The 24,976-nt window shown below is 63.9% G+C and carries 23 protein-coding genes; 11 read left to right on the plus strand and 12 right to left on the minus strand.

Annotation, left to right across the window (positions count from 1 at the left end; all coding sequences use genetic code 11):
- Positions 1 to 279: 279 nt before the first annotated feature.
- Together rho and QTL98_RS01295 are read left to right on the plus strand one after the other, a co-directional pair.
- On the plus strand, positions 280 to 1,566 hold the full coding sequence (rho, locus tag QTL98_RS01290) for a transcription termination factor Rho (RefSeq protein ID WP_445680429.1): 1,287 nt from the start codon (positions 280 to 282) through the stop codon (positions 1,564 to 1,566).
- 89 nt (positions 1,567 to 1,655) lie between these two features.
- Complete coding sequence (locus QTL98_RS01295; RefSeq protein WP_445680430.1) at positions 1,656 to 2,681, plus strand: GDP-mannose 4,6-dehydratase; 1,026 nt, start codon at positions 1,656 to 1,658, stop codon at positions 2,679 to 2,681.
- Here QTL98_RS01295 and QTL98_RS01300 read toward each other — a convergent pair.
- Positions 2,635 to 4,746: a thioredoxin domain-containing protein gene (locus QTL98_RS01300; protein ID WP_445680431.1), complete on the minus strand. Its 2,112-nt coding sequence runs from the start codon at positions 4,744 to 4,746 to the stop codon at positions 2,635 to 2,637. The genes QTL98_RS01295 and QTL98_RS01300 overlap by 47 nt on opposite strands.
- Positions 4,747 to 4,904: 158 nt before the next feature.
- Here QTL98_RS01300 and QTL98_RS01305 point away from each other — a divergent pair, with 158 nt between their 5' ends.
- The 6 genes from QTL98_RS01305 (at position 4,905) to QTL98_RS01330 (ending at position 10,970) form a co-directional block, all read left to right on the plus strand.
- A complete protein-coding gene (locus tag QTL98_RS01305) occupies positions 4,905 to 5,153 on the plus strand; it encodes a DUF6489 family protein (protein WP_445680432.1) in 249 nt (82 codons plus the stop codon).
- Positions 5,154 to 5,205: 52 nt separating this feature from the next.
- On the plus strand, positions 5,206 to 6,534 hold the full coding sequence (mnmE, locus tag QTL98_RS01310; RefSeq protein WP_445680433.1) for a tRNA uridine-5-carboxymethylaminomethyl(34) synthesis GTPase MnmE: 1,329 nt from the start codon (positions 5,206 to 5,208) through the stop codon (positions 6,532 to 6,534).
- Positions 6,535 to 6,669: 135 nt separating this feature from the next.
- Complete coding sequence (gene mnmG / locus QTL98_RS01315) at positions 6,670 to 8,568, plus strand: tRNA uridine-5-carboxymethylaminomethyl(34) synthesis enzyme MnmG (RefSeq protein ID WP_445680434.1); 1,899 nt, start codon at positions 6,670 to 6,672, stop codon at positions 8,566 to 8,568.
- On the plus strand, positions 8,561 to 9,184 hold the full coding sequence (rsmG, locus tag QTL98_RS01320) for a 16S rRNA (guanine(527)-N(7))-methyltransferase RsmG (RefSeq protein WP_445680435.1): 624 nt from the start codon (positions 8,561 to 8,563) through the stop codon (positions 9,182 to 9,184). Before mnmG ends, rsmG begins: the two co-directional genes overlap by 8 nt.
- Positions 9,185 to 9,201: 17 nt before the next feature.
- On the plus strand, positions 9,202 to 10,005 hold the full coding sequence (locus tag QTL98_RS01325) for a ParA family protein (RefSeq protein ID WP_445680436.1): 804 nt from the start codon (positions 9,202 to 9,204) through the stop codon (positions 10,003 to 10,005).
- Positions 10,005 to 10,970: a ParB/RepB/Spo0J family partition protein gene (locus tag QTL98_RS01330; protein WP_445680437.1), complete on the plus strand. Its 966-nt coding sequence runs from the start codon at positions 10,005 to 10,007 to the stop codon at positions 10,968 to 10,970. The genes QTL98_RS01325 and QTL98_RS01330 overlap by 1 nt, the downstream gene beginning before the upstream one ends.
- 39 nt (positions 10,971 to 11,009) lie before the next feature.
- Here the strand turns inward: QTL98_RS01330 and holA are convergent, their stop codons facing one another.
- The 4 genes from holA to QTL98_RS01350 form a co-directional block, all read right to left on the minus strand.
- A complete protein-coding gene (gene holA, locus QTL98_RS01335; RefSeq protein ID WP_445680438.1) occupies positions 11,010 to 12,038 on the minus strand; it encodes a DNA polymerase III subunit delta in 1,029 nt (342 codons plus the stop codon).
- Positions 12,039 to 12,080: 42 nt separating this feature from the next.
- Complete coding sequence (lptE, locus tag QTL98_RS01340) at positions 12,081 to 12,575, minus strand: LPS assembly lipoprotein LptE (protein ID WP_445680439.1); 495 nt, start codon at positions 12,573 to 12,575, stop codon at positions 12,081 to 12,083.
- A 31-nt stretch (positions 12,576 to 12,606) separates the two neighbouring features.
- Positions 12,607 to 15,189 carry a leucine--tRNA ligase gene (leuS, locus tag QTL98_RS01345; protein ID WP_445680440.1) on the minus strand — a complete coding sequence of 861 codons (2,583 nt, stop codon included), beginning with the start codon at positions 15,187 to 15,189 and terminating at the stop codon, positions 12,607 to 12,609.
- A 93-nt stretch (positions 15,190 to 15,282) separates the two neighbouring features.
- A complete protein-coding gene (locus QTL98_RS01350; RefSeq protein ID WP_445680441.1) occupies positions 15,283 to 15,801 on the minus strand; it encodes a DUF3576 domain-containing protein in 519 nt (172 codons plus the stop codon).
- A 124-nt stretch (positions 15,802 to 15,925) separates the two neighbouring features.
- On the opposite strand from QTL98_RS01350, the gene QTL98_RS01355 reads away from it, so the two are divergent.
- Complete coding sequence (locus QTL98_RS01355; RefSeq protein WP_445680442.1) at positions 15,926 to 16,672, plus strand: YggS family pyridoxal phosphate-dependent enzyme; 747 nt, start codon at positions 15,926 to 15,928, stop codon at positions 16,670 to 16,672.
- 14 nt (positions 16,673 to 16,686) lie between these two features.
- On the opposite strand, the gene QTL98_RS01360 is transcribed toward QTL98_RS01355, so the two are convergent.
- Positions 16,687 to 17,205 (minus strand): L,D-transpeptidase family protein, encoded by a 519-nt coding sequence (locus QTL98_RS01360; protein ID WP_510637604.1) that lies wholly within the window; start codon positions 17,203 to 17,205, stop codon positions 16,687 to 16,689.
- A 103-nt stretch (positions 17,206 to 17,308) separates the two neighbouring features.
- A complete protein-coding gene (locus tag QTL98_RS01365) occupies positions 17,309 to 18,475 on the minus strand; it encodes a hypothetical protein (RefSeq protein ID WP_445680444.1) in 1,167 nt (388 codons plus the stop codon).
- Positions 18,476 to 18,805: 330 nt separating this feature from the next.
- On the opposite strand from QTL98_RS01365, the gene QTL98_RS01370 reads away from it, so the two are divergent.
- Positions 18,806 to 19,495 (plus strand): response regulator transcription factor, encoded by a 690-nt coding sequence (locus QTL98_RS01370; RefSeq protein ID WP_445680445.1) that lies wholly within the window; start codon positions 18,806 to 18,808, stop codon positions 19,493 to 19,495.
- A 15-nt stretch (positions 19,496 to 19,510) separates the two neighbouring features.
- Here the strand turns inward: QTL98_RS01370 and QTL98_RS01375 are convergent, their stop codons facing one another.
- The 3 genes from QTL98_RS01375 to QTL98_RS01385 all read right to left on the minus strand — a co-directional run bounded on the left by QTL98_RS01375 (position 19,511) and on the right by QTL98_RS01385 (position 22,724).
- Entirely contained in the window at positions 19,511 to 20,548 is a 1,038-nt protein-coding gene (locus tag QTL98_RS01375; RefSeq protein ID WP_445680446.1) for a serine hydrolase domain-containing protein, read from the minus strand.
- A 135-nt stretch (positions 20,549 to 20,683) separates the two neighbouring features.
- Positions 20,684 to 21,931, minus strand: a complete 1,248-nt coding sequence (locus QTL98_RS01380; protein WP_445680447.1) for an MFS transporter — start codon at positions 21,929 to 21,931, stop codon at positions 20,684 to 20,686.
- Positions 21,932 to 22,154: 223 nt separating this feature from the next.
- A complete protein-coding gene (locus QTL98_RS01385; protein ID WP_445680448.1) occupies positions 22,155 to 22,724 on the minus strand; it encodes an RNA methyltransferase in 570 nt (189 codons plus the stop codon).
- Between the two features lie 125 nt (positions 22,725 to 22,849).
- On the opposite strand from QTL98_RS01385, the gene QTL98_RS01390 reads away from it, so the two are divergent.
- Entirely contained in the window at positions 22,850 to 23,857 is a 1,008-nt protein-coding gene (locus QTL98_RS01390; RefSeq protein WP_445680449.1) for an asparaginase, read from the plus strand.
- A 37-nt stretch (positions 23,858 to 23,894) separates the two neighbouring features.
- Here QTL98_RS01390 and QTL98_RS01395 read toward each other — a convergent pair whose 3' ends face one another.
- On the minus strand, positions 23,895 to 24,338 hold the full coding sequence (locus tag QTL98_RS01395) for an Lrp/AsnC family transcriptional regulator (protein WP_445680450.1): 444 nt from the start codon (positions 24,336 to 24,338) through the stop codon (positions 23,895 to 23,897).
- Positions 24,339 to 24,389: 51 nt separating this feature from the next.
- Positions 24,390 to 24,899, minus strand: a complete 510-nt coding sequence (locus QTL98_RS01400; RefSeq protein WP_445680451.1) for a hypothetical protein — start codon at positions 24,897 to 24,899, stop codon at positions 24,390 to 24,392.
- Positions 24,900 to 24,976 lie beyond the last annotated feature (77 nt).

Genomic DNA, 24,976 nt, shown 5'->3' on the forward strand with positions numbered 1-24,976 from the left:
CTTACTAGACCCATCGCCTTACGGAAGAAGTTCCGGTTGCCCCGATGTCGGGCAGTCCTCGGGCCTTGTTACAAGGTTGGAGGATCCTGCCCGTTACCGGATCTGGCGCGAACGGAAGCGATAGGCCGGTCCCTTCTCCATTGCCGGCTCCTTATTCCTTAAGCATTCCTTTCGCGACCCTTCCTGCCGCTTTCTTGCTGCCATCATTGCCGTCAATTCTGTTCCGGACGCGCCCGAACCGTATCTCCGGAATATCAGTTCCCCCAGGATCGAACCTCCATGCATCTCGCCGAACTCAAGGTCAAATCTCCGGCCGAACTCCTCGCTTTTGCGGAGGAGCTCAGCATCGAGAATGCGCATTCGCTGCGCAAACAGGACATGATGTTCGCCATTCTCAAGAAGCTTGCCGACGATGAAGTGCCGATCTTCGGCGACGGCGTGCTGGAAGTTCTGCCTGACGGTTTCGGTTTCCTGCGGTCCCCCGAGGCCAATTATCTTCCCGGCCCGGATGACATCTATGTAAGCCCCAGCCAGGTGCGCCGCTTTGGCCTGCGCACCGGCGATACGGTGGAAGGGCAGATCCGCGCGCCGAAGGATGGCGAGCGCTATTTCGCCCTGCTCAAGGTCAACAGCATCAACTTCGATCCGCCGGAGCGCGTGCGCCAGCGTATCAACTTTGACAACCTGACGCCGCTGTACCCGGATGAGCGCCTGAAGCTCGAGCTGGAAATGGCCGAGCCGAAGGAAGGCGAGCGCAAGGGCAATCAGGGCAAGGATTTCACCGGCCGTGTCATCGATCTGGTCGCCCCGATCGGCAAGGGCCAGCGCGCCCTCATCGTGGCGCCGCCGCGCGTCGGCAAGACGGTGATGTTGCAGAACATCGCCCACGCCATCGCCACCAACCATCCGGAAGTCTATCTGATCGTGCTGCTCATCGACGAGCGCCCGGAAGAAGTGACGGACATGGCGCGGTCGGTGAATGGCGAGGTCATTTCCTCCACCTTCGACGAGCCGGCCGCCCGCCATGTGCAGGTTGCCGAAATGGTGATCGAGAAGGCCAAGCGCCTTGTCGAGCACAAGCGCGACGTCGTTATTTTGCTCGACAGCATCACCCGCCTCGCCCGCGCCTACAACACCGTGGTGCCGAGCAGCGGCAAGGTGTTGACCGGCGGTGTCGATGCCAATGCCCTGCAGCGCCCGAAGCGCTTCTTCGGTGCCGCCCGCAATATCGAGGAAGGTGGCAGCCTTTCCATCATCTCCACGGCGCTGATCGATACCGGCAGCCGTATGGATGAAGTGATCTTCGAAGAGTTCAAGGGCACCGGTAACTCGGAAATCGTGCTTGATCGCAAGATCTCCGACAAGCGCACATTCCCGGCCATCGATATCGGCAAGTCCGGTACCCGCAAGGAAGAGCTGCTGGTCGAACGCGGCACGCTGTCGAAGATGTGGGTGCTGCGTCGCATCCTCATGCCGATGGGCCCGAACGAGGCGATCGACTTCCTGCTCGACAAGCTCAAATACACCAAGAGCAATGACGATTTCTTCCAGAGCATGAACCAGTAATCACCGGTTTGGCCGTATAACAGAAGGCCGCCCCTGCAAGCGCGCGGGGGCGGCCTTTGTTATTGACCCCCGGCGAAGCGGATGAGCGCATGCCCGTAGCCCTGATTATCGGTATTTCCGGCCAGGATGGTGCCTACCTTGCCCGGCTTCTGGTCGACAAAGGTTATTCGGTCATCGGCACGTCGCGAGACCAGGGGCAGGGCCGCTTCGCCAATCTTGACCTGCTGCGGGTGCGCGACAAAGTGCGCCTCACCTCAATGGTGACCAACGATTTTCGCAGCATCTACAAGACCTTGAGGGAATGCGATCCGGACGAGATCTATAATCTCGCTGGCCAGACCTCCGTCGGGCTTTCCTTCGAGCAGCCGATGGAAGCGCATGAGAGCATCAATCTCTCGGTGCTCAACATCCTCGAATGCCTGCGGCTGATGGGCAGCAAGGCCAAATTCTATAATGCCGGCTCATCCGAATGTTTCGGCGATACGCCGGATCCGGCAAATGAGGCCTCTGCCTTTCGTCCGCGCAGCCCTTATGCCACGGCCAAGGCCACCGCCTTCTGGACCGTTGCCAATTATCGCGAAGCCTATGGCATGCCGGCCTGCACCGGCATCCTCTTCAACCATGAAAGCCCGCTGCGCCCAGGCCATTTCGTTACCCGCAAGATTGTCGATGCGGCGGTGAGGATCGCTGCCGGCTCGCGGGAGCGGCTGTCGCTGGGAAATATCGACATCCAGCGCGACTGGGGTTGGGCACCGGAATATGTCGAGGCCATCTGGCGCATGATGCAGCAGCCGGTGATGGATGATTATGTGATCGCCACCGGGGCTAGCCGGCCACTCTCCGATTTTCTGGACCTCGCCTTCCGGGCTGTTGGTCTCAACTGGCAGGATCATACCGATACCCACCCTGCCCTGCTGCGCCCGCTCGATATTTCCGTCAGCCGCGCAAATCCGGCAAAAGCCGCGGAGAAGCTGGGCTGGAAGGCCGAGGTGGGTTTTGAAGAGCTGGTGGACCGGCTGGTGAACGCCAGCCGCGATCCGGCCTGGCGGCCGGAGCGGCGGCGCACTCCTAATGGCTGGGGGCCGGGGCCCATCCGGACGGGCGATACGCCATGAAACCGGCAACCGCTGCCGGATCAGTCAGCGGTGCCAGACAGGTTTGTCCCTCGCACACATAAAGCGCAGCCTTGCCCCCCACGAGCCCCTTGCCGGCCGCTGGATGGCCTGCCGGCAGTGCTTCTTCCTCCTCGCGGATGGTGAGCGTCCAGGCCGGAAACGGGCAGGCCCTGACGGCTTCTATGAGGGCAAGGAGATCAGGGGTGCCGGCCTTACCGACGATGACCAGCTGAACCGGCATCATTGCCTGCTCGGTTGCGTTGATGAGGCTGGCGTAGGGAAAGAAATTTTGGGCGATCTGGGGCAGAAAGGCGCTGACGAGCTGGCGTGCCCGCCCCTCCCACTCCGTTACCCCGGTCAGGGCGTGAAGGCTTGCAAAAACTTCCATCAGCAGGCCATTGCCGGAAGGGGTTGCTGCGTCGGCAGCACTGAGGCTGCGGCTGAAGAGCGGTTCGCCATCTGCCGGCGTCATGTAATAACCACCGGGCGCCGGCGCGGCGAAATGGTGCTCGACAATCTCAAGCCACTGTTTTGCCTGCTGCAGATAACGCTCCCGCTTCTGCCGGCCATCCATTGTGATGGTGACCTGGCTGAGGACCACGGCAGCCCGGGCCATGGCGGCATAGTCTTCCAGAAAACCGTCGGGCCCCGGCCGCCCTTCACGCCATGAATGACGCAGCTTTCCCTCCGGCGTCATCATATGCGTAATTATGAAATTCCAGGCCTTTTCGGCCATCGCCAGCCAGTCCGGCCGGTTGAAGGTAAAGGCTGCCCGGGCGAGAGCGGCAATCATCAACCCGTTCCAGTCCGCCAGAATCTTGTCGTCCGTCGCTGGCCGGATCCGCCCGTCACGGGCGGCCAGCAGCAGGCCGCGGCAGCGGGCAAGTTCCGCTTCTTCATCAGCCGTGCCGCGCTGGCCCGGATCCGCCAGACGGCCCAGAATGGTGCGGCCTTCGAAATTGCCGTGCCGGGTGACGCCATAGACCCGGGCAAAACCCGCAGCCGCCGGGCCCAGCAGCCCATCGATCTCCGCCTTGTCCCAGAGATAGAAGGCGCCCTCTTCGCCTTCGCTGTCGGCATCGATGGTGGCGGCAAAGGCCCCGCCGTCGGTTGCCATTTCGCGGGCAAGCCAGATAACGGTTTCCTCAATCCGCTCTGCCAGCAGCGGCCGCAGCGGGGTTGAGGCCGGCTCGCCGCGCCATACATCGACCATCAGGTCCACGAGCAGCGCATTGTCGTAGAGCATCTTTTCGAAATGCGGCACCAGCCACTCACGGTCGGTGGAATAGCGCGCAAAACCGCCGCCCAGATGGTCGTAGATGCCGCCGTCGGCCATGTGGACAAGGCTGGTGATGACGGCCTGGCGCAGGGCATTGTCGTTGCTGCGCCAGGCACCGCGCCACAGCAGCGTCAGGATTCCGGTATTGGGGAACTTGGGTGCGTCGCCGATGCCGCCATGCTGCATATCGATGCGACCTGCCAGAAGCTTTGCCATGCGGTCCAGATGAGCCGGAGTGAGGGCTTCCAGCTCCTCCTCGTCGTCCACTTCGGGCGGCGCGGAAAGGCGGCTGACAGCAGCAACCAGAGCGGCCCGGTTCTGCTCCACCTTGTGCGGTTCATTCGCCCACGTACCGGCCAGTCCCGCCAGAATGTCGGCAAAACCCGGCCGACCCCAACGGGCGCGGGGCGGAAAATAGGTGCCACCCCAGAACGGGTCCCCTGCCGGGGTCAGGAACATGGTCAGCGGCCAGCCGCCCTGCTGGCCCATGACGGCGAGCGCCTGCTGGTAAAGCATGTCCAGATCCGGCCGTTCCTCGCGGTCAACCTTGATGGGGATGAAGGCCTCGTTGATGAGGGCGGCAATCTCCGTATCCTCGAAGCTTTCATGCGCCATCACGTGGCACCAGTGGCAAGCAGCATACCCGATGGAAAGCAGGATGGGTTTGCCCTGCTCCCGGGCAAGGCGCAGCGCTTCACTATCCCATGGCTGCCAGGCCACGGGATTGTCGGCATGCTGGAGCAGATAGGGGCTGGCGGTTTCGGCGAGGCGGTTTTGCAGCATCATGGACCTGACAATGGGGCCGCGCCGGGAGCCCGGCAACCCCCTGCCCGGCTTCAATTTTGGAAGGCGATACCGGGGCAGCCAAGGGCCGGCGGCTCGTGTAAGCTGCCCTGTCACGAGCGCGGATCCGGACCCGGCACCAGAGGAAAAGGCGGCACGCGATGAAGATCAAATTCGATATCGACTGCACACCGGAAGAGCTGCGGACCTTTTTTGGTCTGCCGGATGTCCAGCCCATGCAGCAGGCGCTGATGGAACGGGTGCAGGAGCAGTTGCTCGCCAACATCAAATCCATGGACCCGGAAGCGATGATGAAGGCCTGGCTGCCGATGGGCGCCCAGGGGCTTGAGCAGTTGCAGAAGATGTTCTGGCAGAATATGACCGGCGGCAGCGGCAAGTCCGGGAGCTGAGTTTTTCTTTCTGCCTTCCGCCTTTCACCCTTCATGAGCCTGTTGCCCCTTCATGCGTGAGACGATTTTTGCCAGCGCGACACCGCCCGGTCGCGGGGGTGTGGCCGTGGTGCGGATTTCCGGCCCGGCAGCCACCACAGCCCTGCGGCGGTTGCAGGGTGAGGACACCTTGCCGGCCCCCCGCCTTGCCAGTGTGCGCCGGCTGAAGGACCCGGTGACGGATGCCGTGCTGGACGAGGCGCTGGTGCTGCGCTTTGCAGGGCCTGCAAGCTTTACCGGCGAGGATGTGGTGGAGCTGCACCTGCATGGTGGCCGCGCCGTGAGCGCCGGCGTGATGGCCAGCCTTGCGGCGATGCCGGAGTTGCGGCCGGCCGAGGCGGGTGAATTTACCCGCCGTGCGGTTGAGAATGGCCGGCTCGACCTGACCCAGGCCGAAGGCATTGCCGACCTTGTCGATGCCGAAACCTCTGCCCAGGCCCGCCAGGCCCTGCGCCAGCTCGAAGGCGGGCTTTCCCGCCTTTATGACAGCTGGTCCGATCGCCTGGCCCGCACCCTCGCCTACCAGGAAGCCGAGATCGACTTTCCCGACGAGGATTTGCCGGAAGGTCTGAGCGCAACGATGCGGCCGGAAGTAGAGGCGCTGATTGCCGGGATGGCGGCCCATCTGGATGATGGCGGCCGGGGTGAGCGGCTGCGCGAAGGGGTGGCCGTTGCCATTATCGGCGCCCCGAATGCCGGCAAGTCCAGCCTGCTGAATGCCCTTGCCCGCCGGGATGTGGCGATCGTCTCCGACCTCGCCGGCACCACGCGGGACGTGATCGAGGTGCATCTCGATCTTGGTGGCCTGCCGGTTATCCTGTGGGACACGGCGGGCCTGCGCGAAACGGCAGATCGGGTGGAAGCGGAGGGCATTCGCCGGGCGCTGGAACGGGCCCGTTCCGCCGATCTGAAGCTGGCCCTGTTTGATGCCTCAGCGGCGCCGGATAGCGAAACGCTCGCGCTGCTTGATGAGAATTGCCTGGTCCTGGTGACGAAGGTCGATGAGGCTGGTGCGGTGGTTCCGGAGGTTATTGCCGGCCATCCGGTTATCGCCGTTTCGGTCGCCGCGGCTGGTGGCCTCGCTGCCCTGCTCTCTGCACTTGGTGCGGCTGTGGCGGACAGGGCAGCCCCCGGCGCGGCTCCCGGCATCACCCGGGTCCGGCACCGTACGGCTGTTTCCGAGGCCAGGGAAGCGTTGGTGCGGGCACTGACAGCACCGTTGCCGGAACTGGCGGCGGAGGATGTGCGGCTCGCCCTGCGGGAGATCGGGCGGATCACGGGACGGGTAGACGTTGAAGATCTGCTCGATATTATTTTCCGCGATTTCTGCATCGGAAAATGAGCCGACGGCTCTGTTTCACGTGAAACAGAGGCCAGGCCTTGTTCGGTGCGTAGAGGTAACGAATGATCGTTGCCCTATCATTCCGAATCAAAATCGGAAGTGCAGGAGAGCCGGTTACGGCTCGGGACGGATCAGATGAGTTTTGACCAGAAAGTAGATGTGGTGGTGATTGGCGGTGGCCATGCCGGCTGTGAAGCGGCGGCGGCTTCTGCGCGTATGGGTGCCAGCACCCTGCTCGCCACTCACGACCTGGCCAAGATCGGTGAGATGTCCTGCAACCCCGCCATTGGCGGCCTCGGCAAGGGGCATCTGGTGCGGGAGATCGACGCCCTTGATGGCGTGATGAGCCGGGTGATTGACCGGGCCGGTATCCAGTTCCGCATGCTCAACGCCTCCAAGGGGCCTGCTGTGCGGGGGCCGCGCGCCCAGGCTGACCGCAAGCTCTATCGTGAAGCCATGCAGCAGGTGCTGGCGGAACAGGAAAATCTCCGGCTGCTGGGCGAAGCCATCGATGATCTGATCCTCGACACGGCTGGTCGCGTTGCCGGAGTGGTGACAGCCACCGGCCGCCGCATCGCCGCGGCGGCGGTGATCATCACCACCGGCACCTTCCTGCGCGGGCTCATCCACATCGGCGAAAAGCGTATTCCGGCAGGCCGTGTGGACGAGAAGCCGACAGTGGCGCTGGCGGAATCGATCCAGAAGCTGGGCTTTGCGATGGGCCGTCTCAAGACCGGCACCCCTGCCCGCCTTGATGGCCGCACCATCGACTGGGCGGCGCTGGAGGTGCAGCAGGGCGATGACCCGCCCGTGCCCTTCTCCACCCTTACGGACAAGATCACGACGCCGCAGATCCCCTGCCACATCACCTATACGACGCCGGCGATGCATGCGCTGATCCATGCCAACCTGCATCGGGCGCCGATGTATTCCGGCCAGATCGAGGGGCGCGGCCCGCGTTATTGCCCGTCTATCGAGGACAAGGTGGTGCGGTTTGCCGACAAGGACCGGCACCAGATTTTCCTTGAGCCTGAAGGGCTGGATGACTTCACGGTCTATCCCAACGGCATTTCCACCTCCCTGCCGGAGGATGTGCAAGCGGCAATGATCGCGGCCATTCCCGGCCTTGAGCGCGCGACGATCCTGCGGCCGGGTTATGCCATTGAGTATGACTATGTCGATCCGCGCGAACTCGAGCGCACGCTGGAAACCCGCAAGGTGCCCGGCCTCTATCTCGCCGGTCAGATCAACGGTACCACGGGTTACGAGGAAGCCGCGGCACAGGGCCTGATGGCCGGTATCAATGCTGCCCTTGGCGCCGGTGCCCGGGCATCGCAGCCATCCGCCGAAACGCCGCGCTTCGAGCTCGACCGGGCTGACGCCTATATCGGCGTGCTGGTGGATGACCTGGTCACGCGTGGCACCAACGAACCCTATCGCATCTTTACCAGCCGCGCTGAATACCGCCTGCGGCTGCGCGCGGACAACGCCGACCAGCGGCTGACTGCACGCGGCATCGATATCGGTGTCGTGGGGAGCAAACGGGCGGCACATTTTTCTGCCTGGCAGCAGCAGCTGGATGGGGCACGGGAGTTGATGGCGTCGTGCTCGGCGACACCGCCTGAACTGGCAAAGCGCGGCTTTGCAGTTAATCAGGATGGCCAGCGCCGCTCCGCTCTTGATCTCCTGCGCTATCCGGAAATTTCACCGGCGCAGATTATCGAAATGTGGCCTGCCATCGGCGAAGTGCCGGAAAAGGTGCGGGGACAGGTTCTGATCGACGCGCTTTATGCCGGCTATCTGGTACGGCAAGAGGCCGACATTCGGGCCTTCCGCCGCGATGAAGCCCTTCAGCTTCCCCGCGATCTGGACTATGACGCCATCGGAAGCCTCAGTACCGAAGTGCGGGAGAAGCTCAAGGCTGCCAAACCGGAGACACTGGGGCAGGCCGCGCGCCTCTCCGGCATCACGCCGGCTGCCGTTACTGCCCTTCTCCGCCACGTGAAACGCCGGGATATCAAACTCAGTGCCTGACATTCTTTCCCCCGCGGACTTCCAGCAGCAGACGGGCTGTTCGGCCCGGCAGCTGGAGCAGCTTTCGGCCTATGTCGATCTGCTGCAACGTTGGCAGAAGCGGATCAATCTGGTCTCCAATGCCACATTGGCGGATCCCTGGCGGCGGCACATACTGGATTCTGCCCAGATGGCCCCGCTGTTGCCGCAAGGGGTGCTTCGAGTCGCTGATATTGGTAGCGGGGCGGGTTTTCCGGGCCTTGTTCTGGCGGTTTTGCGTCCGGATATCGAGGTAAACTCGATTGAAAGCGATGGCCGCAAGAGCAGTTTCCAGCGGGAAGCCGCCCGTGTGATGGGCCTGCAGAATATTCTGTTTCACGTGAAACGTATCGAAGCGGTATCGATTCCGCCGGTCGATGTCGTAACGGCCCGTGCTTTGGCTTCCCTTTCCGAGCTTCTGGCGATGGCGATGCGCCTACTCAAACCCGAGGGTTTGTGCCTGTTCCCCAAGGGACAACAGGTAGCGTCGGAATTGACGGAAGCACGCAAAATATGGAGTATGAGCGAAGAGCGCATCCCATCTCTCAGTGAGGCGGGCGCCACGATCCTGAAACTGAGTGATCTGAAGCCCGTCTGACCAGGAGAACATCACCGATGTCAGCCGAAACCGACAGCGTTCATCGCCCCCGTATCATCGCCGTCGCCAACCAGAAGGGTGGCGTTGGCAAGACCACGACGGCCATCAATCTGGGCACCGCCCTCGCCGCGGTAAAGCGCCGGGTACTGATCATCGACCTCGATCCGCAGGGAAACGCTTCCACCGGCCTCGGTGTGACGCGCAAGGAGCGTAATGTCGGCTCCTATAACCTGCTATTCGATGAAGCGACGGTGGAGCAGGCCCGCGTGCCGACTCTCATTCCCGGGCTGGAGATCATTCCTGCCTCCATGGAGCTTACCGGCGCCGAGCTGGAGCTGGTGAATGAGGAGAACCGCGAATACCGCCTGCGAGAGGCGGTGCAGCGTAGCTCCATTGCCTATGATTACGTGCTGATCGACTGCCCCCCTTCCCTCGGCCTGCTGACGCTGAATGCTTTTGTTGCGGCCGATGCGGTGCTGGTGCCGCTGCAGTGTGAGTTCTACGCGCTGGAAGGCCTGTCGCATCTGATGCGTACCATTGAACGCGTCAAGCGTGCCTTCAATCCGGCACTGGAAATCCAGGGCGTGGTGCTCACCATGTTCGACCGTCGCAACAATCTCTCTGAGATGGTTGCCAACGATGTGCGGGAGTTCCTGGGCGACAAGGTTTACGAGACGGTCATTCCGCGAAATGTCCGCGTGTCGGAAGCGCCGTCCTTCGGCAAACCCGCCCTGCTCTATGATCTGCGCTGCACCGGTTCGCAGGCTTATGTGCATCTCGCCAGTGAAGTTTTGAAGCGTGAACGGAGGCTCGTTGCCTGATGTCGGCAACCCCATCTGACAAGTCCCCCGAAAAGGCAAAAGCCACCGGCGCCGCTGGTGCTGCTTCCAAGCGCGGCCTTGGCCGCGGTCTTTCCGCATTGTTCGGGGACGAGGCAGAAGATTATGCGGCCCTCGACAAGGTCCGCTCCACCAAATCCGTTCCGGTCGAGCATATCCGCCCCGGCAAGTACCAGCCGCGCCGTGTCTTCACCGAAGAGGCGATTGACGAGCTGGCACAATCCATTCGTGCCAAGGGTGTGTTGCAACCCCTGCTGGTTCGCCGGGATCCCGACGATCCGACGCGTTATGAACTGATTGCCGGTGAGCGGCGCTGGCGCGCGGCGCAGCGTGCACAGTTGCATGAGGTGCCGGTTGTCATCCGCGATATGGATGATCGCGAAGCTGCGGAAATTTCCCTCGTTGAAAACATCCAGCGTGCCGATCTGTCGCCGCTGGAAGAAGCCGAGGGCTACAAGCGGCTGATCGAGGAATTCCAGTACACCCAGGAAGATCTGGCCAAGGCCGTCGGCAAGAGCCGCAGCCATGTTGCCAACAGCATGCGGCTCATTGGTTTGCCGGATCCGGTGCGCGCGATGCTGATGGACGGGCGGCTTTCCGCCGGCCACGCCCGCTGCCTCGTCAACCGGCCGGATGCCGAGTTGCTGGCCCGCCGCGTGGTGGATCAGGGGCTCAGCGTTCGCCAGACGGAAAAGCTGGTGCAGGCACCGGCGGATCCGGTGGCTGCCGTGGCGGCGTCGGTAAAAGCCGCACGCCCGCGCCCTGTGCCGCGTCCGGGTTCGGAAATCAAGGATCCGAACATCGTTGAGCTCGAGCAGACACTCTCTGATCGGCTGGGCCTGGTGGTCGCGATCGAAGGCGAGAATGAAACGGGCCAGCTGGTGATCAGCTATCGCTCGCTCGATCAGCTCGACGAGGTTGTGCGGCTGCTTTCAGCGTCGCGATAAAGTAAATTCACCGGATTTTTTGTCGTTTTGGCGAGAATCTCAGCGTGGTTTGAAAAACACGCTGAGACCGACCAGTGTTTGCCGGCAGAGCAAATCCGGATCCGCGCCGCGGCCGCTCTTGCACTCGGCCTCGGTCTGCATCAGGCGCTGGAGCGCGCGGGACAGGCGAGCCGGCGCATGGCGGCGGGCCTGGGCGGTAAAGCGGTCCTTGATCTTGAAGAACAGCGGCGGACGCAGCTGGCTTGTCGCCTGATCCATTCCCGCCCCCTCGGCCAGCAGGCCGCTGACAAGGTGCAGGCGCAGAATGTGGGACTGCACCACGCGCAGGATGCGCACGCTGTTCTCTCCCATGGCAAAAGCCCGGTCGAGCGCATTGTCGAGCGCGCCACCATCGCCATCGACACAGGAAAACGCCACTTCATCCAGTGACAGCTCACCGCTGTCACCCACGCTGGCTTCGGCATGGTCCAGCGTGACTGTGCGTTCGTCGCCCATATAGAGAACGAGTTTTTCAATGGCGCGGCGGGCCAGCTGGCGGTCGCCGGTAAGGCAGCTTGCCAGATAGAGCTCGGCATCGCGGCTCAGTTCCTTGCCTTCCGCCCGCATGGCGTCCCGCAGCAGCCGGGCGACGTCGCCGGCATCATCGACATAACAGGCAATCGCGCCGGTACGCTCATCGCCCTTCTCAAACAGCTGCCTGAGCGCCGAGCTGGGTTTCAGGTCCCCAGCCTCCAGAATGGTCAAGGCGTCGCTCTCAGGGCCCTCCAGCAGGCCGCGAAGGGCCGTTACGCAGCGCTCGTCGGCGTCGCGCAGCCGCAGCAGGCGGCGGCCCCCGAACATGGAGAGAGAAAGGGCTTCGTCCAGCAGCCTTGCAGGCTCGCTGGCAAGCGTGTCGGCGCCAAGGTCAACGACGCGGAAGGGGTCGCTCACATCCTCGACCACCCGCTTCCACAAAAGCCCTGCACGCTCCTGCACCAGGCCGGCATCGGGACCGTAGAGCAGGACCGCGCGCACAGCCGCCGGCGGCGAAGCCAGAAAGCCGGAAACGGAGCGCGGAGCGATCTTCATGCGGGAACAGGTCCTTGGGCTGCAGGCTGCCGGAAAGCGGCCTTAGCCGCCGGCTGCGGTCTCGGCATGCTCCAGATAGAGCCCGATGCGCAGGGCGATATCGTCGGCAATCTCTTCCAGCGACCGTTCGCGGGCATCCTGCTCATTGATGAGCGCGGCATACTGCTCCGGCGTCACGTTATAGGCGTTGAGCGCGTGGCTGATGCCGTTGAAGACGACCTTGTTATCGCCGAGCCGGGTGAGTTTGAACTCGACCTTCAGCACGATCTGCCCGCGGGTTACCGAGCTGTCGCGGGCGATGTTCAGCTTGTCGATGCTCTCGTTGATCTTGGCTGACAGGCTATAGACCGGCTTTTCCGGCTGGCCCTTGGAGTTCAGCCGGTCGATCAGCTGGTTGCGCAGGAATTGGCCGCTGCGGTCGGGCATGGTGGCAATAGACACCTCATGCCCGGCGGCAAACACCGTCCCGGAGGCTTCGCCGCCGCCATAAAGCGGATGAAAACCGCAACCGGCGAGCAAGCCGGTTGCAGCAATCAACGCGGCAGCCGCCGCTTTGCGGTATTTTCCGTTAATTTGCGACAATATTCACGATCTTGTTGGGGACAACGATAACCTTGCGCACGGTGCCTTCGCCGATAGCGCGCTGAACCAGCGGCTCGGCCAGGGCAGCCTTCTCGGCATCCTCGCGGGCGATATCCCGCGCCATTTCCAGCGTGGCGCGCAGCTTGCCATTCACCTGCACGGCAATGGTCACGCTGTCTTCCACGGTCAGGGCCGCATCAGCGACGGGCCAGGGCACGTCCACGACAAACCCGCTATTACCAAGCGCCTGCCACATCTCGTCGGCAAGGTGCGGCATCATCGGGGCCGAGAGTTTGATCAGGGCTTCGGCGCCTTCGCGCAGCACCCACGCCTCGCCGACGCCGGAGCCGTCCAGTTCGCTCAGCTGGTTGGTGAGCTCGCGCAGGGCGGCAACGGCCTTGTTGCATTGAATCTGGTCGAACTGCTGCGTCACGGCCGCAATGGTGCGGTGGATGGCGGCGCGGGCCTTGGCTGCGGCAGGCGACAGTTCGGCCGGCACCGGCGTTCCGGCGGCCGGCAGGACCACCACGGGCTCGGTTACCAGGCGGAACAGGCGGTTCACATAGCGCCAGGAACCCTCGATGCCGGAATCGGACCATTCCAGATCGCGGTCGGGCGGGCTGTCGGAGAGCAGCAGCAGGCGGGCGGTATCAGCACCATAGGACGTCACCACCTCTTCAAGGCCGATGACGTTCTTCTTGGATTTGGACATCTTTTCGATGCGGCCGCGGGTCACGGCGCTGCCATCGGCGATCTTGGTGAGGGCGCCGCCGTCCCCGTGCTGGACTTCCTCCGGATAGAGCCACTGGCCGGCGCTATCCTTGTAGGTCTCATGCACGACCATGCCCTGGGTCAGCAGGCCGGCGAAGGGTTCGGTCGCATCCACGTAACCGCAGGCCCTGAGCGCACGGGTGAAGAAGCGCGAATAGAGCAGGTGGAGCACCGCATGCTCGATGCCGCCGATATACTGGTCGACGGGCATCCAGTACTCGGCCTTGGCCTTGTCGAAGGCGAGCTTGTCGTTGCTGGCGTCGGTATAGCGCAGGAAATACCAGCTCGATTCCATGAAGGTGTCGAAGGTATCGGTCTCGCGGGTAGCAGCCTTGCCGCAGGTCGGGCAATTGGTGTGCTTCCAGCTGGCATGGTGCTCCAGCGGGTTGCCTGGCTTGTCGAAGCTCACATTGTCCGGCAGCTCGATCGGCAGCTGGTCTTCCGGCACCGGCACGATGCCGCAATCCGGGCAGTGAACGACCGGGATCGGGCAGCCCCAGTAGCGTTGGCGTGAGACACCCCAGTCCCGCAGGCGGTAGTTGATGGTGCCCTTGCCACGGTTCATCTCTTCCATGCGGGCAATGGCGGCGCGCTTGCCCTCATCGACGCCGAGGCCGTTGAGAAATTCGGAGTTGGCGAGCTTGCCGGGGCCGACATAGGCCTCGGTAGCCACAGTGAAGCTGGCGGCGTCGCTGCCTTCCGGCACTACCACCGGCACCACCGGCAGGTCGTACTTGCGGGCAAAATCAAGGTCGCGCTGGTCGTGCGCCGGGCAGCCGAAGATGGCGCCGGTGCCGTAATCCATCAGCACGAAATTGGCAGCCCACACCGGCAGCTTGCGGCTGGCGTCGAACGGGTGGTTCACATAAAGGCCGGTGAAGTAACCCTTCTTTTCCGCCTGCTCGATGGCGGCTTCGCTGGTGCCCATCGCCGCGCATTCGGCGCGGAAGGCGGCAAGGCCGGCATCGGTGGCAGAAAGGCCGCGGGCGATCGGGTGATCGGCGGAAATCGCGCAGAAAGCGGCGCCGAAGAGTGTGTCCGGTCGGGTGGTGAAGACATCGATGGTCTTCGGCAGCCCTTCCGGCGCGTCGACCACGTCGAAGGTGAATTCGAGACCTTCCGACCGGCCGATCCAGTTTTCCTGCATCAGGCGCACGCGCTCGGGCCAGCGCTCAAGCTGGGTGAGGTCATCGATCAGCTCGTCGGCAAAGGCGGTGATCTTGAGGAACCACTGCGCAAGCTCGCGCTTTTCCACCGGCGCGCCGGAGCGCCAGCCGCGCCCGTCGATCACCTGTTCGTTGGCGAGCACGGTCTGCTCCACCGGATCCCAGTTGACCATGGAGGTCTTGCGGTAGACGAGGCCAGCCTTGAGGAAATCGAGAAACATTTTCTGCTCGTGCCGGTAATAGTCCGGCGAGCAGGTGGCGATTTCGCGCGACCAGTCATAGCTGAGGCCCATCAGCTTGAGCTGGGAGCCCATGGTGGCGATGTTCTCATAGGTCCATTTGGCCGGGTGGACCTTGTTCTGGATAGCGGCGTTTTCCGCCGGCAGGCCAAAGGCATCCCAGCCGATGGGATGCAGCACGTTGAAACCCTGGGAGCGGCGGAAACGCGCGACTACGTCGCCGAGCGTGTAGTTGCGCAAGTGCCCGATATGCAGACGGCCCGACGGGTACGGAAACATCTCCATCACGTAGTATTTCGGACGGGAGGTATCTTCCGTGACTTCGAAAGTGCGCGCCTCATGCCAGGCGGCCTGCCATTTGGCTTCGGTCTCTCGCGCGTTGTAACGGGCCATTTTGCTCGGTTTCTTCTCTGACGGTTCTGCTGGGGCGGGCCGCAGGCGCCCGTAACGGAGCGGGCGTTGCGCGGCTTCCTCTTCCGGTGGGTCTTACTTGTCGCCGGCCTCGATGCGCAGCTGGCGCGCACGGGTCAGCACGGCATCCTCAAGCTTGGCGCCGGCGCCTTCGGTCGGCTGGGCATCGGCCCAGCCGTTGGGGCTGCGCACCTGGCGGAAGACGCTGACATGCACGCCATCCGCGCGCAGCGCCCGTCCGATGAGGAAGACGTTGAGCTTCAGCCGCTCATCCGGCGTGGTGGGCGGGGAATACCAGTCGGTGAGGATGACGCCGCCGAACGGATCGGCCGAAGCCAGCGGCATGAAGCCGATGGTGTCGAGCGCGGCGCGCCACAGATAGGGGTTCACACCCACACCCGCAGGATCGCTGTCCTCGGCGCGTGAGGCGCCGCCAAGAACGATGCCGCCCTCGCCCAGGATGGACTCCCGCTTCTTCTCGTTCTCGCCGGGCTTCGCCGGCTTGATGCCGAGGGTATCGCAGGCGCCAAGCGCCAGTGTCAGGGTGGCCAGCACCCCAAGGCGCCAGAGGGACTTCTTGTTCAGGCTGGGCATCTCGGATCGCTTGATGGTTCGCTCGAGGGGTTGGGGGCCGGTCCCTTGGGAATTGACAAGTCGGGGTCGGCTGACGCCACTAGGAAAGCCGCTTTTCGCACAATCAACGCCTCAGGGCAATTCGATGCACTCTTCCAGTCAGTCTCCTGCCGGAAACACGGCCAATGATCCGTTAGTCGCAGAGCTTGCCAGCAATATGGCAGAGGTCCGGCGCCGTATTGCCACAGCGGCGACGCATGCCGGCCGGCAGGGTGACGAGGTGTCGCTGATCGCGGTGTCGAAGACGCACCCGACGGCAATCGTGGAAGCGGCGCTCAAGGCCGGACAGCGCCTCTTCGGCGAAAATCGCGTGCAGGAGGCGGCCGCCAAGTTTCCGCAGCTGCGCGAGCGCTGGCCTGACCTGCGCCTGCACCTCATCGGCGGCCTGCAGAGCAACAAGGCCCGGGACGCGGTGGAGGTTGCCGATGCCATCGACAGCCTGGATCGACCAAAACTGGCCGAAGCGCTCGCTCACGCCATGGACAAGACTGGCCGCCGGCCCGACCTGCTCATCCAGGTCAATGTCGGCAACGAGCCGCAAAAGGCGGGGGTCGCGGCGGGTGACTTTGCCGCACTTTATGAGTTGAGCGCCGGGAAGCTTGGCCTGCCGGTCAAGGGGGTGATGTGCATTCCCCCTGCCGAACATGATCCTGTCGGTTATTTCCGCCAGCTGCACCAGATCGCCCGCGATTTTGCGCTGCCGGTCATCAGCATGGGCATGAGCGGCGATTACGAGAAGGCCGTTGCGCACGGCGCCACGCATGTGCGTGTCGGCTCGGCCATCTTCGGCTCCCGCCCCAGCCATGCGATTGTCGAGGCGGGCCGGCGCTAGGCGCTCCTCTGGCCTCAGCCCGCTGAGGGCACCATAAAGCGGGTGCCGGGGCCGGCTGCGCGCAGAAGCTCGAGCAGATCCGGCAGTGCCAAGGCAATGCAGCCTTCCGTCGGGCTGTAATCCGGCCGTGCGACATGCAGGAAAACTGCGCTGCCAAGGCCCGGTACCGGCGGGTCGTCATTATGGCCGAGCACGCCGATCACGTCATAGACAGGGTCTTCGCGCCACAGCACTTCGTGGCGGGCGGAAAAGGGCAGGGTCACCGGTTTGTTGTAGTCGGCGTGGGCCGGGTCATCGCACCAACCGTCGGTCGGGGTGAGTGCGGCGCTGGGCAGCAGGGTCTCAATGCCTTCCGGCAGTCTGTCCAGCCGGTAAAGCAGGCGCTTCAGCTCCCAGCTGCCGGCCGGGGTGGCGCCATCGCCCTCGTGCTTGTCCAGCCGGATACCGCCCTTGCCGAGCGCGCAGCGCCGGCTGACGGTCTGGCCGTCGGCAGCGATCCAGCTTACCGATCCTGCAGGATCCACGGTTATGATCACGGTGCTGCCCCCTTTTCGGCCGCGAGCGTCATTAAGGACGCATCCGGACCCCGGGGTCTAGCAGCTGGAGGGAGCCGGTGTAAGAGGCTCCGACCTCGCCTCAGCTTGTCTGGTTGGCCAGTTGGCCCGGCGGGCTTGCCATTGCCTTGCGGGCGCGCAGCATGGCGTCATATTTGTCGAGCCCCTGCATCATGGCTGTTGCCATGTCGGGCGGCGGCGTCAGGGCATGGGCGGTCCCGATATCGCTGCTGACAGCCCCGGTTGCCTGTGCGGCCTCGACGGTTTTGCCCTGCTGCGTCTTTGCCACCGCCATGGCGCTGTCGCGCGTCTTTTGCTGGCGGGCCGCATCGGCTTCCTGCAAGGCACGGGCGGCGGCGCCCGGATCCATTGACCAGATGCTGCTGCCGCTGGTCATGTCGGCCGGGTCGGTATTGGCTTCGGTTATCGTGCGGGTGGCGTCGTGCGGGTTGAGATTGCTGGCCCCGCCGACATAAGCGCCGCTGTGGATATCCGCGGCCAGACGGCTGAAGACATCCTGCACATCCTCGCTGCTGCCGCCATTGACCGGCAGCACCGGCGTCATGGCCGCGCCGAGCGGGGAGCTGTTGACGCCGGCAGCCATGCTGTTGCCGACCGTTGGCAGGGGCGGTGCCGGAATGGTGATGCGCGGCGCTGAATCAGGATCGACGGGGGCTGCCGATTGCTGGCTGGCCGCGGGGTCCTGCTGCTCGGTACTGGCAACCGCCGTATCGGTGCCATCCTCGGCCGGCGCTTCGCCGATGCCGAGGCTCGCCATCGCTCGTTCTTCCAGATGGCCGCCGCTGGCCTCATCCACCACCGTGTAAGCCAGATTGGCGGCAAAACCGATCACACCGCCATAGAGCGCACCGCCCAGGATACGCATCGGATCGCTGATCTGGTCACCGGTAACGGCGCGGTAGATGCTGCTGACGATGGGGATATGCTGCAGCGGGTTGATCAGGTCGATGAAGTCGCCGAAGCTGAGGCTGCTGTCCTCGCTTGCGGTGGAAGAGGCGGTGCCCGACTGGCTGCTGGAGGCCGTGCTGCTGCTGTTGGTACCGGTGTTGCCGGAGCCGTTGCTGCCGGAGCCGTTGCTGGTAGAGGTCGTAGCGGTATTGGCATTGGCGGCGTCAATGCTCGCCGTCGTCACCGAAGCGGCGGACGCGCTGCTGGTACTGGTGCTGCGGTTCGCTGACGATTGCGAAATCGGCAGCGGCGCCAGCGACGCCAGATTGGTGACAGCCATGGGACCTCTCTCCCGAACCCGGTGGCATTCATGCCGGTCAAACCTGCCGCCCCGAAGCGGCTCTGGCTGGAGAGAAGCAACCACCGTGCCAGAAGCGCGGCAGCCGAGAGAACAAAGAGCAGGGGGCCGCTCTTGTCCGGTGATTCTGCCGGGGCCAGAAACTTCCGGTTTTTCTCCCTATAGTCTATAGAAAGCCTTCAGGAGGCTATATGATGTGGCCTCCAGCAAGGGACGCCGGGGGAGAGAGTTTTCCCGCCGGCGTAGCGAACAAGGCGGCAGGGCGGTCAAGGACTGTCCGAAGCCGGAAGAGACCGGGCGGAGCGCAGGGGAATGGCGGCAGGCAAAAAGATCCTTCTCGTCGATGATGACCTGGACCTGCGCCAGTCGTTGGCCGAGCAGCTCGCCCTGCTGGAAGAATTCGAAACCGTCGAGGCCGGCACGGCGACAGAGGCGCTGGGCATCGTGCGCGCCGGGCATTTCGATGCCATCCTGCTCGATGTCGGCCTGCCGGACATGGATGGGCGCGATCTTTGCCGGCTGATGCGGCGCGAGGGTGTTCGCGCGCCCATCATCATGCTGACGGGCCAGGGCAGCGATGCCGACACCATTCTCGGCCTTGATGCCGGCGCCAACGACTATGTCGCCAAGCCCTTCCGGCTGCCGCTGCTGTTTGCCCGCCTGCGTGCGCAGCTGCGCCAGTTCGAGCATAGCGAGGATGCCGCCTTCGTCATCGGTCCCTACTCCTTCCGCCCGGCGATGAAGCTGCTGGTGGAAGAGGAAAAGGGTGACAAGATTCGCCTGACGGAAAAAGAAACGGCGATCCTCAAATATCTCTACCGCGCCGGTGAGCGGCCGATCAGCCGCGAAACCCTGCTGGGCGAGGTATGGGGCTACAATGCCGGCGTCACCACGCACACGCTGGAGACGCATGTCTACCGCCTGCGCCAGAAGATCGAACGCGACCCGGCCAATGCCCAGATACTGGTGACCGAAGCCGGCGGCTACAAGCTGGTGCCCTGACGGGCTTTTTTGCTCTCAGCCCTTGCGGGATGCCGGCAGGTTTGTCGGCCGCCAGGCGGCCGCGATGCTGTTTCCCACCCCCCGGCGCAGCGCCATGATGCCGGTTTCCTTGTGGCGGCTGGGATGCACGCGATTGGTCAGCAGGCACCAGCCATAACCGCGCTCCATGTCGATCCACAGGCCGACGCCGGTAAATCCCAGATGGCCGATGGTCTGCGGGCCGGCAAGGCTGCCGCCATGCCAGCCGGGCTCAAAAAGGTTCCAGCCCAGGCCCCGGCCCGGCACCACCGGACGCACCATCGCCTGCATTGCCGCCGGGCTTGCCCAGTTGCCGGAAAGGATGGTGTGGATCTGCCGGGTGAGCCCGTCCACGGTACCGAAGAGCCCGGCATGTCCGGCAGCGCCGCCAAGGGCACTGGCATTCTCGTCATGCACTTCGCCCACCAGCAGCCGGTTGCGCCAATGGCAGAATTCGGTTGCCGCCGCTTCCAGCGCGGGCGGGTTGAAGCTCAGTCCTTCATCCAGCACCCAGTCGGAAAACGGCGTCTCGGTAATGCGCTCGATGACAAGGCCCAGCAGCATATAGCCAATGTCGCTATAGACCGGCTCGCCCAGCTGCCAGCTTGTCTGTAACAGGCGCGTGCGAACGGCGGCGGCATCTCCCGCGCCGGCATAAAGCGGCACCACCGCAGGCAGGCCTGCCTGATGGCTCAAGAGCTGGCGCAGCGTTACCCGCCGCACAGGGGCTGCCGGATCATATTGATAAAGATCGGGCAGGTGGCGCTCGAGCGGATCGTCCAGATCAAGCCAGCCGGCTTCGGCAAGGCGCAGGATCTGCCGCAGCGTGACCAGCACCTTGGTCAGGCTTGCCAGATCCCACCAGATGTCGTGCGTGACCGGCCGCTGGTTGGGGGCCGTTTCCGCCAGGCCGCAGACATGGGCTTCGCGATAACCGTCGCGCGTGCACAGCGCCACGGCGGCGCCGGGGATATTGCCACTGGCAACCGCCGCCTCGATCAGTTCACCTGCCCGCCCGATAAACCGGTCCGACATGTCGCACGCCACTCCCTGCCCCACGGCCCATCCTGATAGGCCCCAAGTCTTTGTCGCGCCGGTGAAAACCGGCTTCAGGCATCAAGCTTAACCCAAGGGGCCGGGACGGTCATCAGCGGCCGGCGCCAAGGACCCTCAGGACTGCGGGCCGCCGACGCGCGGGTCCATTTCATGCACCACCAGCGACGGGGTAACCGGCGGCATGGCACGGTACTCGTTGCGACTGTCCTCGTCTGTCGGTGCTCGCTGGGTCATGCGCAAGAGCACGATCACCATACCCACCGCAGCGACCGCGGCAGTGGAGACATAGAGCCAGAGCGGCCCGGTCAGCATCATCAGGGCGGAGGCGGCAAGCGGACCCAGTGTTGCGCCGATCGAGTAGGTCAGCAGCATGGCGCCGGCTGCCTGCACGGCGTGATCGCTGGAGATACGGTCGAACACATGAGAGACCGCAACCGGGTAAAGCACGAAGGAAAAGCCGCCGAAGGCCGCCGACGCTCCCAGCAACGCCCAGGACGGCCCCAGCAGCGGGGCGCCCAGGGTGAGCAGAAGACTGGCGCAGACAAGAGCGGCAAAAAGCGCGGCAAGCACCAGGCGGCGGTCGATCTTGTCGCTGAGCCGGCCGACCGGCCACTGCATCAAAAGCCCGCCGAAGATGCCGCACCCGACAAAATGGGCGATGCCGTTGGTATCGAAGCCGGCGGCCTGCGCATAGACAGGGCTGAGGCTGTAGAAGGAGCCCAGCACGAGACCGGCACCCATCGCGCCGACCATGCCGGCGGGAGATTCCCGCCACAGCCGCACAAGGCTGATGGCATTTGCCTGCGGGATGGTGGGTGGCGGCTGGGTGGAGAGTGCAACCGGCATCAGCGCGAGCGAAATCAGCACCGAGACGAGTGCTAGCAGCGAGAAGCTGTCCGGCGCGTACAGCGTGATCAGGAACTGGCCGCCACCGACGCAGCTATAGACGGTGATCATGTAGAGCGAGAGCACGCGTCCGCGAGTGTCATTGCCGGTGCGCTCGTTGAGCCAGCTTTCAGTGCACACGAAGATCGCGGCGATGCTGAGGCCGGCCATGAAGCGCAGCACCAGCCAGACCATCGGATCGACGATAAGCCCATGCAGCAGCGTGATCGCCGCCAGAAGCGAAGCGAAGGCGGAAAAGACGCGGATATGGCCAACCTTGGCCATCAGCCGGTGCACCACCAGCGAACCAAGCAGCTGGCCGGCGAAATAGGCAGTACCGAGCCCGCCGGCGACCAGCGGGCTATAGCCTTCCAGGGTGACGCGGATGCCGAGGATGGTGCTCAGCATGCCTGTGCTCAGCGTGGCGAGGCCGATACCGCACAGCAGGGGGGCGACCGAAAGCAGGATCAGACGCATGACGGGTGTCTTGACGCAGGAGAAGGGCCGCCGGAAAGGACCGGCAGCCGGAATGCTCCCGCAAAAGCGGGAACCGTTGGTGGCGATTTTTCAGAAAATGGCTGCCGGGACGAGCAGGCGGGCCCTGTTTCAGCGCCCCTGTCCGGTATGCGTTACCGGCCGGGACGGATTTCGGGCGTTGTTATGGGCTCGTTTACCGGGGGTCGGGCGCCGGTGCTGCGCCTCAGCCCTCCTCTTCCGGCGCCATCGGGCCGGTACGGAAGATGGGCTTGCCGAAGTTGCCACGCTTCAGCGTTTCGGTAGGGCCGCCGGCCCGTACGGGCCGCGGATCATGCCGGCCGAGCGAGATCAGCCGGTCATACATGACGATGGCACCGGCGACGCCGACATTGACGCAGAATTTCATCGGGATCTGCACGATGAAATCGCAGCGCTCCTGCAGCTGCGGCGACAGGGAGTCGCGTTCCGGTCCCAGCACATAGGCCGCACGCAGCGGATGCCGGAAGGAAGGTAGCGGGATCGATTCATCGACCAGTTCCACTCCCACCAGCTGGCAGCCGCGCGGCAGTGTCAGCGCATCGAGATTAGGATAGTTGAAGACGGGCAGATGGCCGGAAGCGGCCGAGGTATCCGCCTGATTCACCAGCCGCTCGTCATACTGCTTGTCGATGGTGAAGAAGTAGTTCGCCCCGAAGGAGTGGGCGGTGCGCACCAGATTGCCGACATTCAGCGGTTTGCTGATGCGTTCCACGCCGACGGCGAAAAAACCGCGCATGCCGGTTGCATCAGCCACTGTTTTGTCCTCTGGTCCTTGGGCGGGAGAGCAGACCCCTGCTGTTCACAGGAGGGGATGCCGCAGTTACCCGAAAAAATATCAATGCCGGCGAAGGAATAACGCCGCGAAGGGTGTTGTCAATCATGCAAAGGATGCTGGGACAGCAGGACTGCCTTGCTGTTGAGGTAACGCGCGGGAAGACGGTTGAATCCGTGCACCGTATTCATGCCGCGGTCGCGAATGCCGGCGGCGACCTTCTGGCGAGCTGGGGCGATCCGGAGCGGCTGGTTTTCCCGCGCTCCGGCATCAAATCCATGCAGGCATTGCCGCTGGTCGAAAGCGGGGCGGCGGATGCCTATCGTCTGTCGCTGGAGGAGCTTGCCATCTCCGGAGCCTCGCATCAGGCCGAGGCGATGCATGTCGATACCGTTGCCCGCTGGCTGGCTCGTATCGATTGCCGGGTCTCCGATCTGGGTTGCGGCGTGCACCCGCCCGGTCATCCGGATTGCGCGGCGGAACTCGTGCGCTCCGGCCATGCCCCGTCTGCCATCCACAATAATTGCTCCGGCAAACATACCGGTATGCTGTGCACCGCCCGCCATCTGGGTGACGATGTGGCCGGCTACACTGAATATGATCACCCCGTCCAGCGCCGGGTGCGCCTTGCCCTCTCCGAGATGACGGGCTGCGATCTGGAGGCGGCGCCGTGGGACCGTGACGGCTGTTCCATCCCGACCCTGGCAGCTCCGCTCAGTGCTTGGGCTCGCGGCATGGCACGGATGGCCGACCCGTCGGCGCTGGGCGATGTTCGCGGCCCGGCGGCGCGCCGTATCGTGTCCGCCATCATGGCCCGGCCGTTGATGATTGGCGGTACTCGCCAGTGGGACAGTCAGATGATGGCCCGGCTGGAGGGCAAATTGCTGGCCAAGACGGGCGCGGAAGGCGTGGCCTGCGTGGCATTGCCGGAGCGCGGCATCGGTTTTGTCTTGAAGGTCGAGGACGGGGCGGTACGCGCCCTGCCGCTGGCCGTAGCCGGCATTCTCCGGGCACTCGGTGAAATCGACGATGTCGATGCGGTGGCCGGCCACCAGCACACCACGCTCAGCAACTGGAACCGGCACGAGGTCGGGCGGGTACGACTGGCAAGCTGAGCAAAAAGGCAACCGGCGCAGAGGGGCTCTGCCCGTTTCAGCGCCGGTCGAGCCTCACCGACATGATGATGGCGGCTGTTGCACGTGAAACACCGGGCAATTTGCCGAGCTGGTCGATGATGGCATCGAGCCGCTGGGTCGTCGGGGCGCCCACCAGCACCAGCAGCGAATAGGGGCCGGTGGCAGCAAACACGGTGCGCACCTCCGGTACCGAGCGCAGGGCCTGTACGCAATGGTCAACCAGCCGGTGCTCGACCGTCAGGGCGACATGCGCCCTGATCTGCGCTGCCTGCGTCTCGACGGCCAGACGCACGGTATAACCCTGGATGACCCCGTCCTTTTCCAGCCGGGCGATACGGTCCTGAACCGTAGAGCGCGACAGGTCGAGTTTGCGGGCAAGTTCTGCCGTCGACTGCCGGGAGTTTTCCTGCAGCAGCGACAACAGCGTGCGATCAATGCTGTCGAGACCGTGTTTGGTCATGGTTGAGTTGCCCGTTCCCTGCCCCGGACGCCGCTGGCGGCCCGGTGTTTCTTATTTCTGCGTCACGGCTTCACTGACGAAAAGCTCGATCTCGGATGCGTAGGCGCTGCCGAGATTGGAAATGCCGCGCTCGATCGGCTCGATACGGATGGAGGAGACCCGCGTGGCGCCATTCGGCTCGCGACGGATGAAGGAGATGTAGTTGCGCTTGCCCTGCGAAATGCCGGAAGGCTGCCAGCCATCTCTCGGCATGCTGTCACGGTAGAAGTTGAGCAAGGCGTTGGGCGAGTTCTTGCTGCGCATGACCACGAAGCCGGAGGTCGGTTCGGTTACGCCGGAAACGGAGGATTCACTGGGCAGAACCACTGTGTTCGGCGGTACAGGAATGCCCGAGGGGATGCGAAATTCATCCGGCAGTGCTTCCAGTTCCTGCCCGCCGCCACTGGCGTTGGACAGGGGGGAAGAAGAACTGGCTGCCGAGCTGCGCATGGAGGAGCAGCCCGCGAGCGTGAACACGGCCAGCGCCGCCATGGCAATGGTGGAAGCCACCTTCCCCGTCATTGGGTAAATTCCTCGCAAAATTACTGAAAAACTTTCTGGAGCCTACGCGAACGGTCGGGATCAAGGCCAGCGCTTTT

The sequence above is a fragment of the Radicibacter daui genome, from assembly GCA_030657355.1.
GTDB classification, from domain to species: domain Bacteria; phylum Pseudomonadota; class Alphaproteobacteria; order Radicibacterales; family Radicibacteraceae; genus Radicibacter; species Radicibacter daui.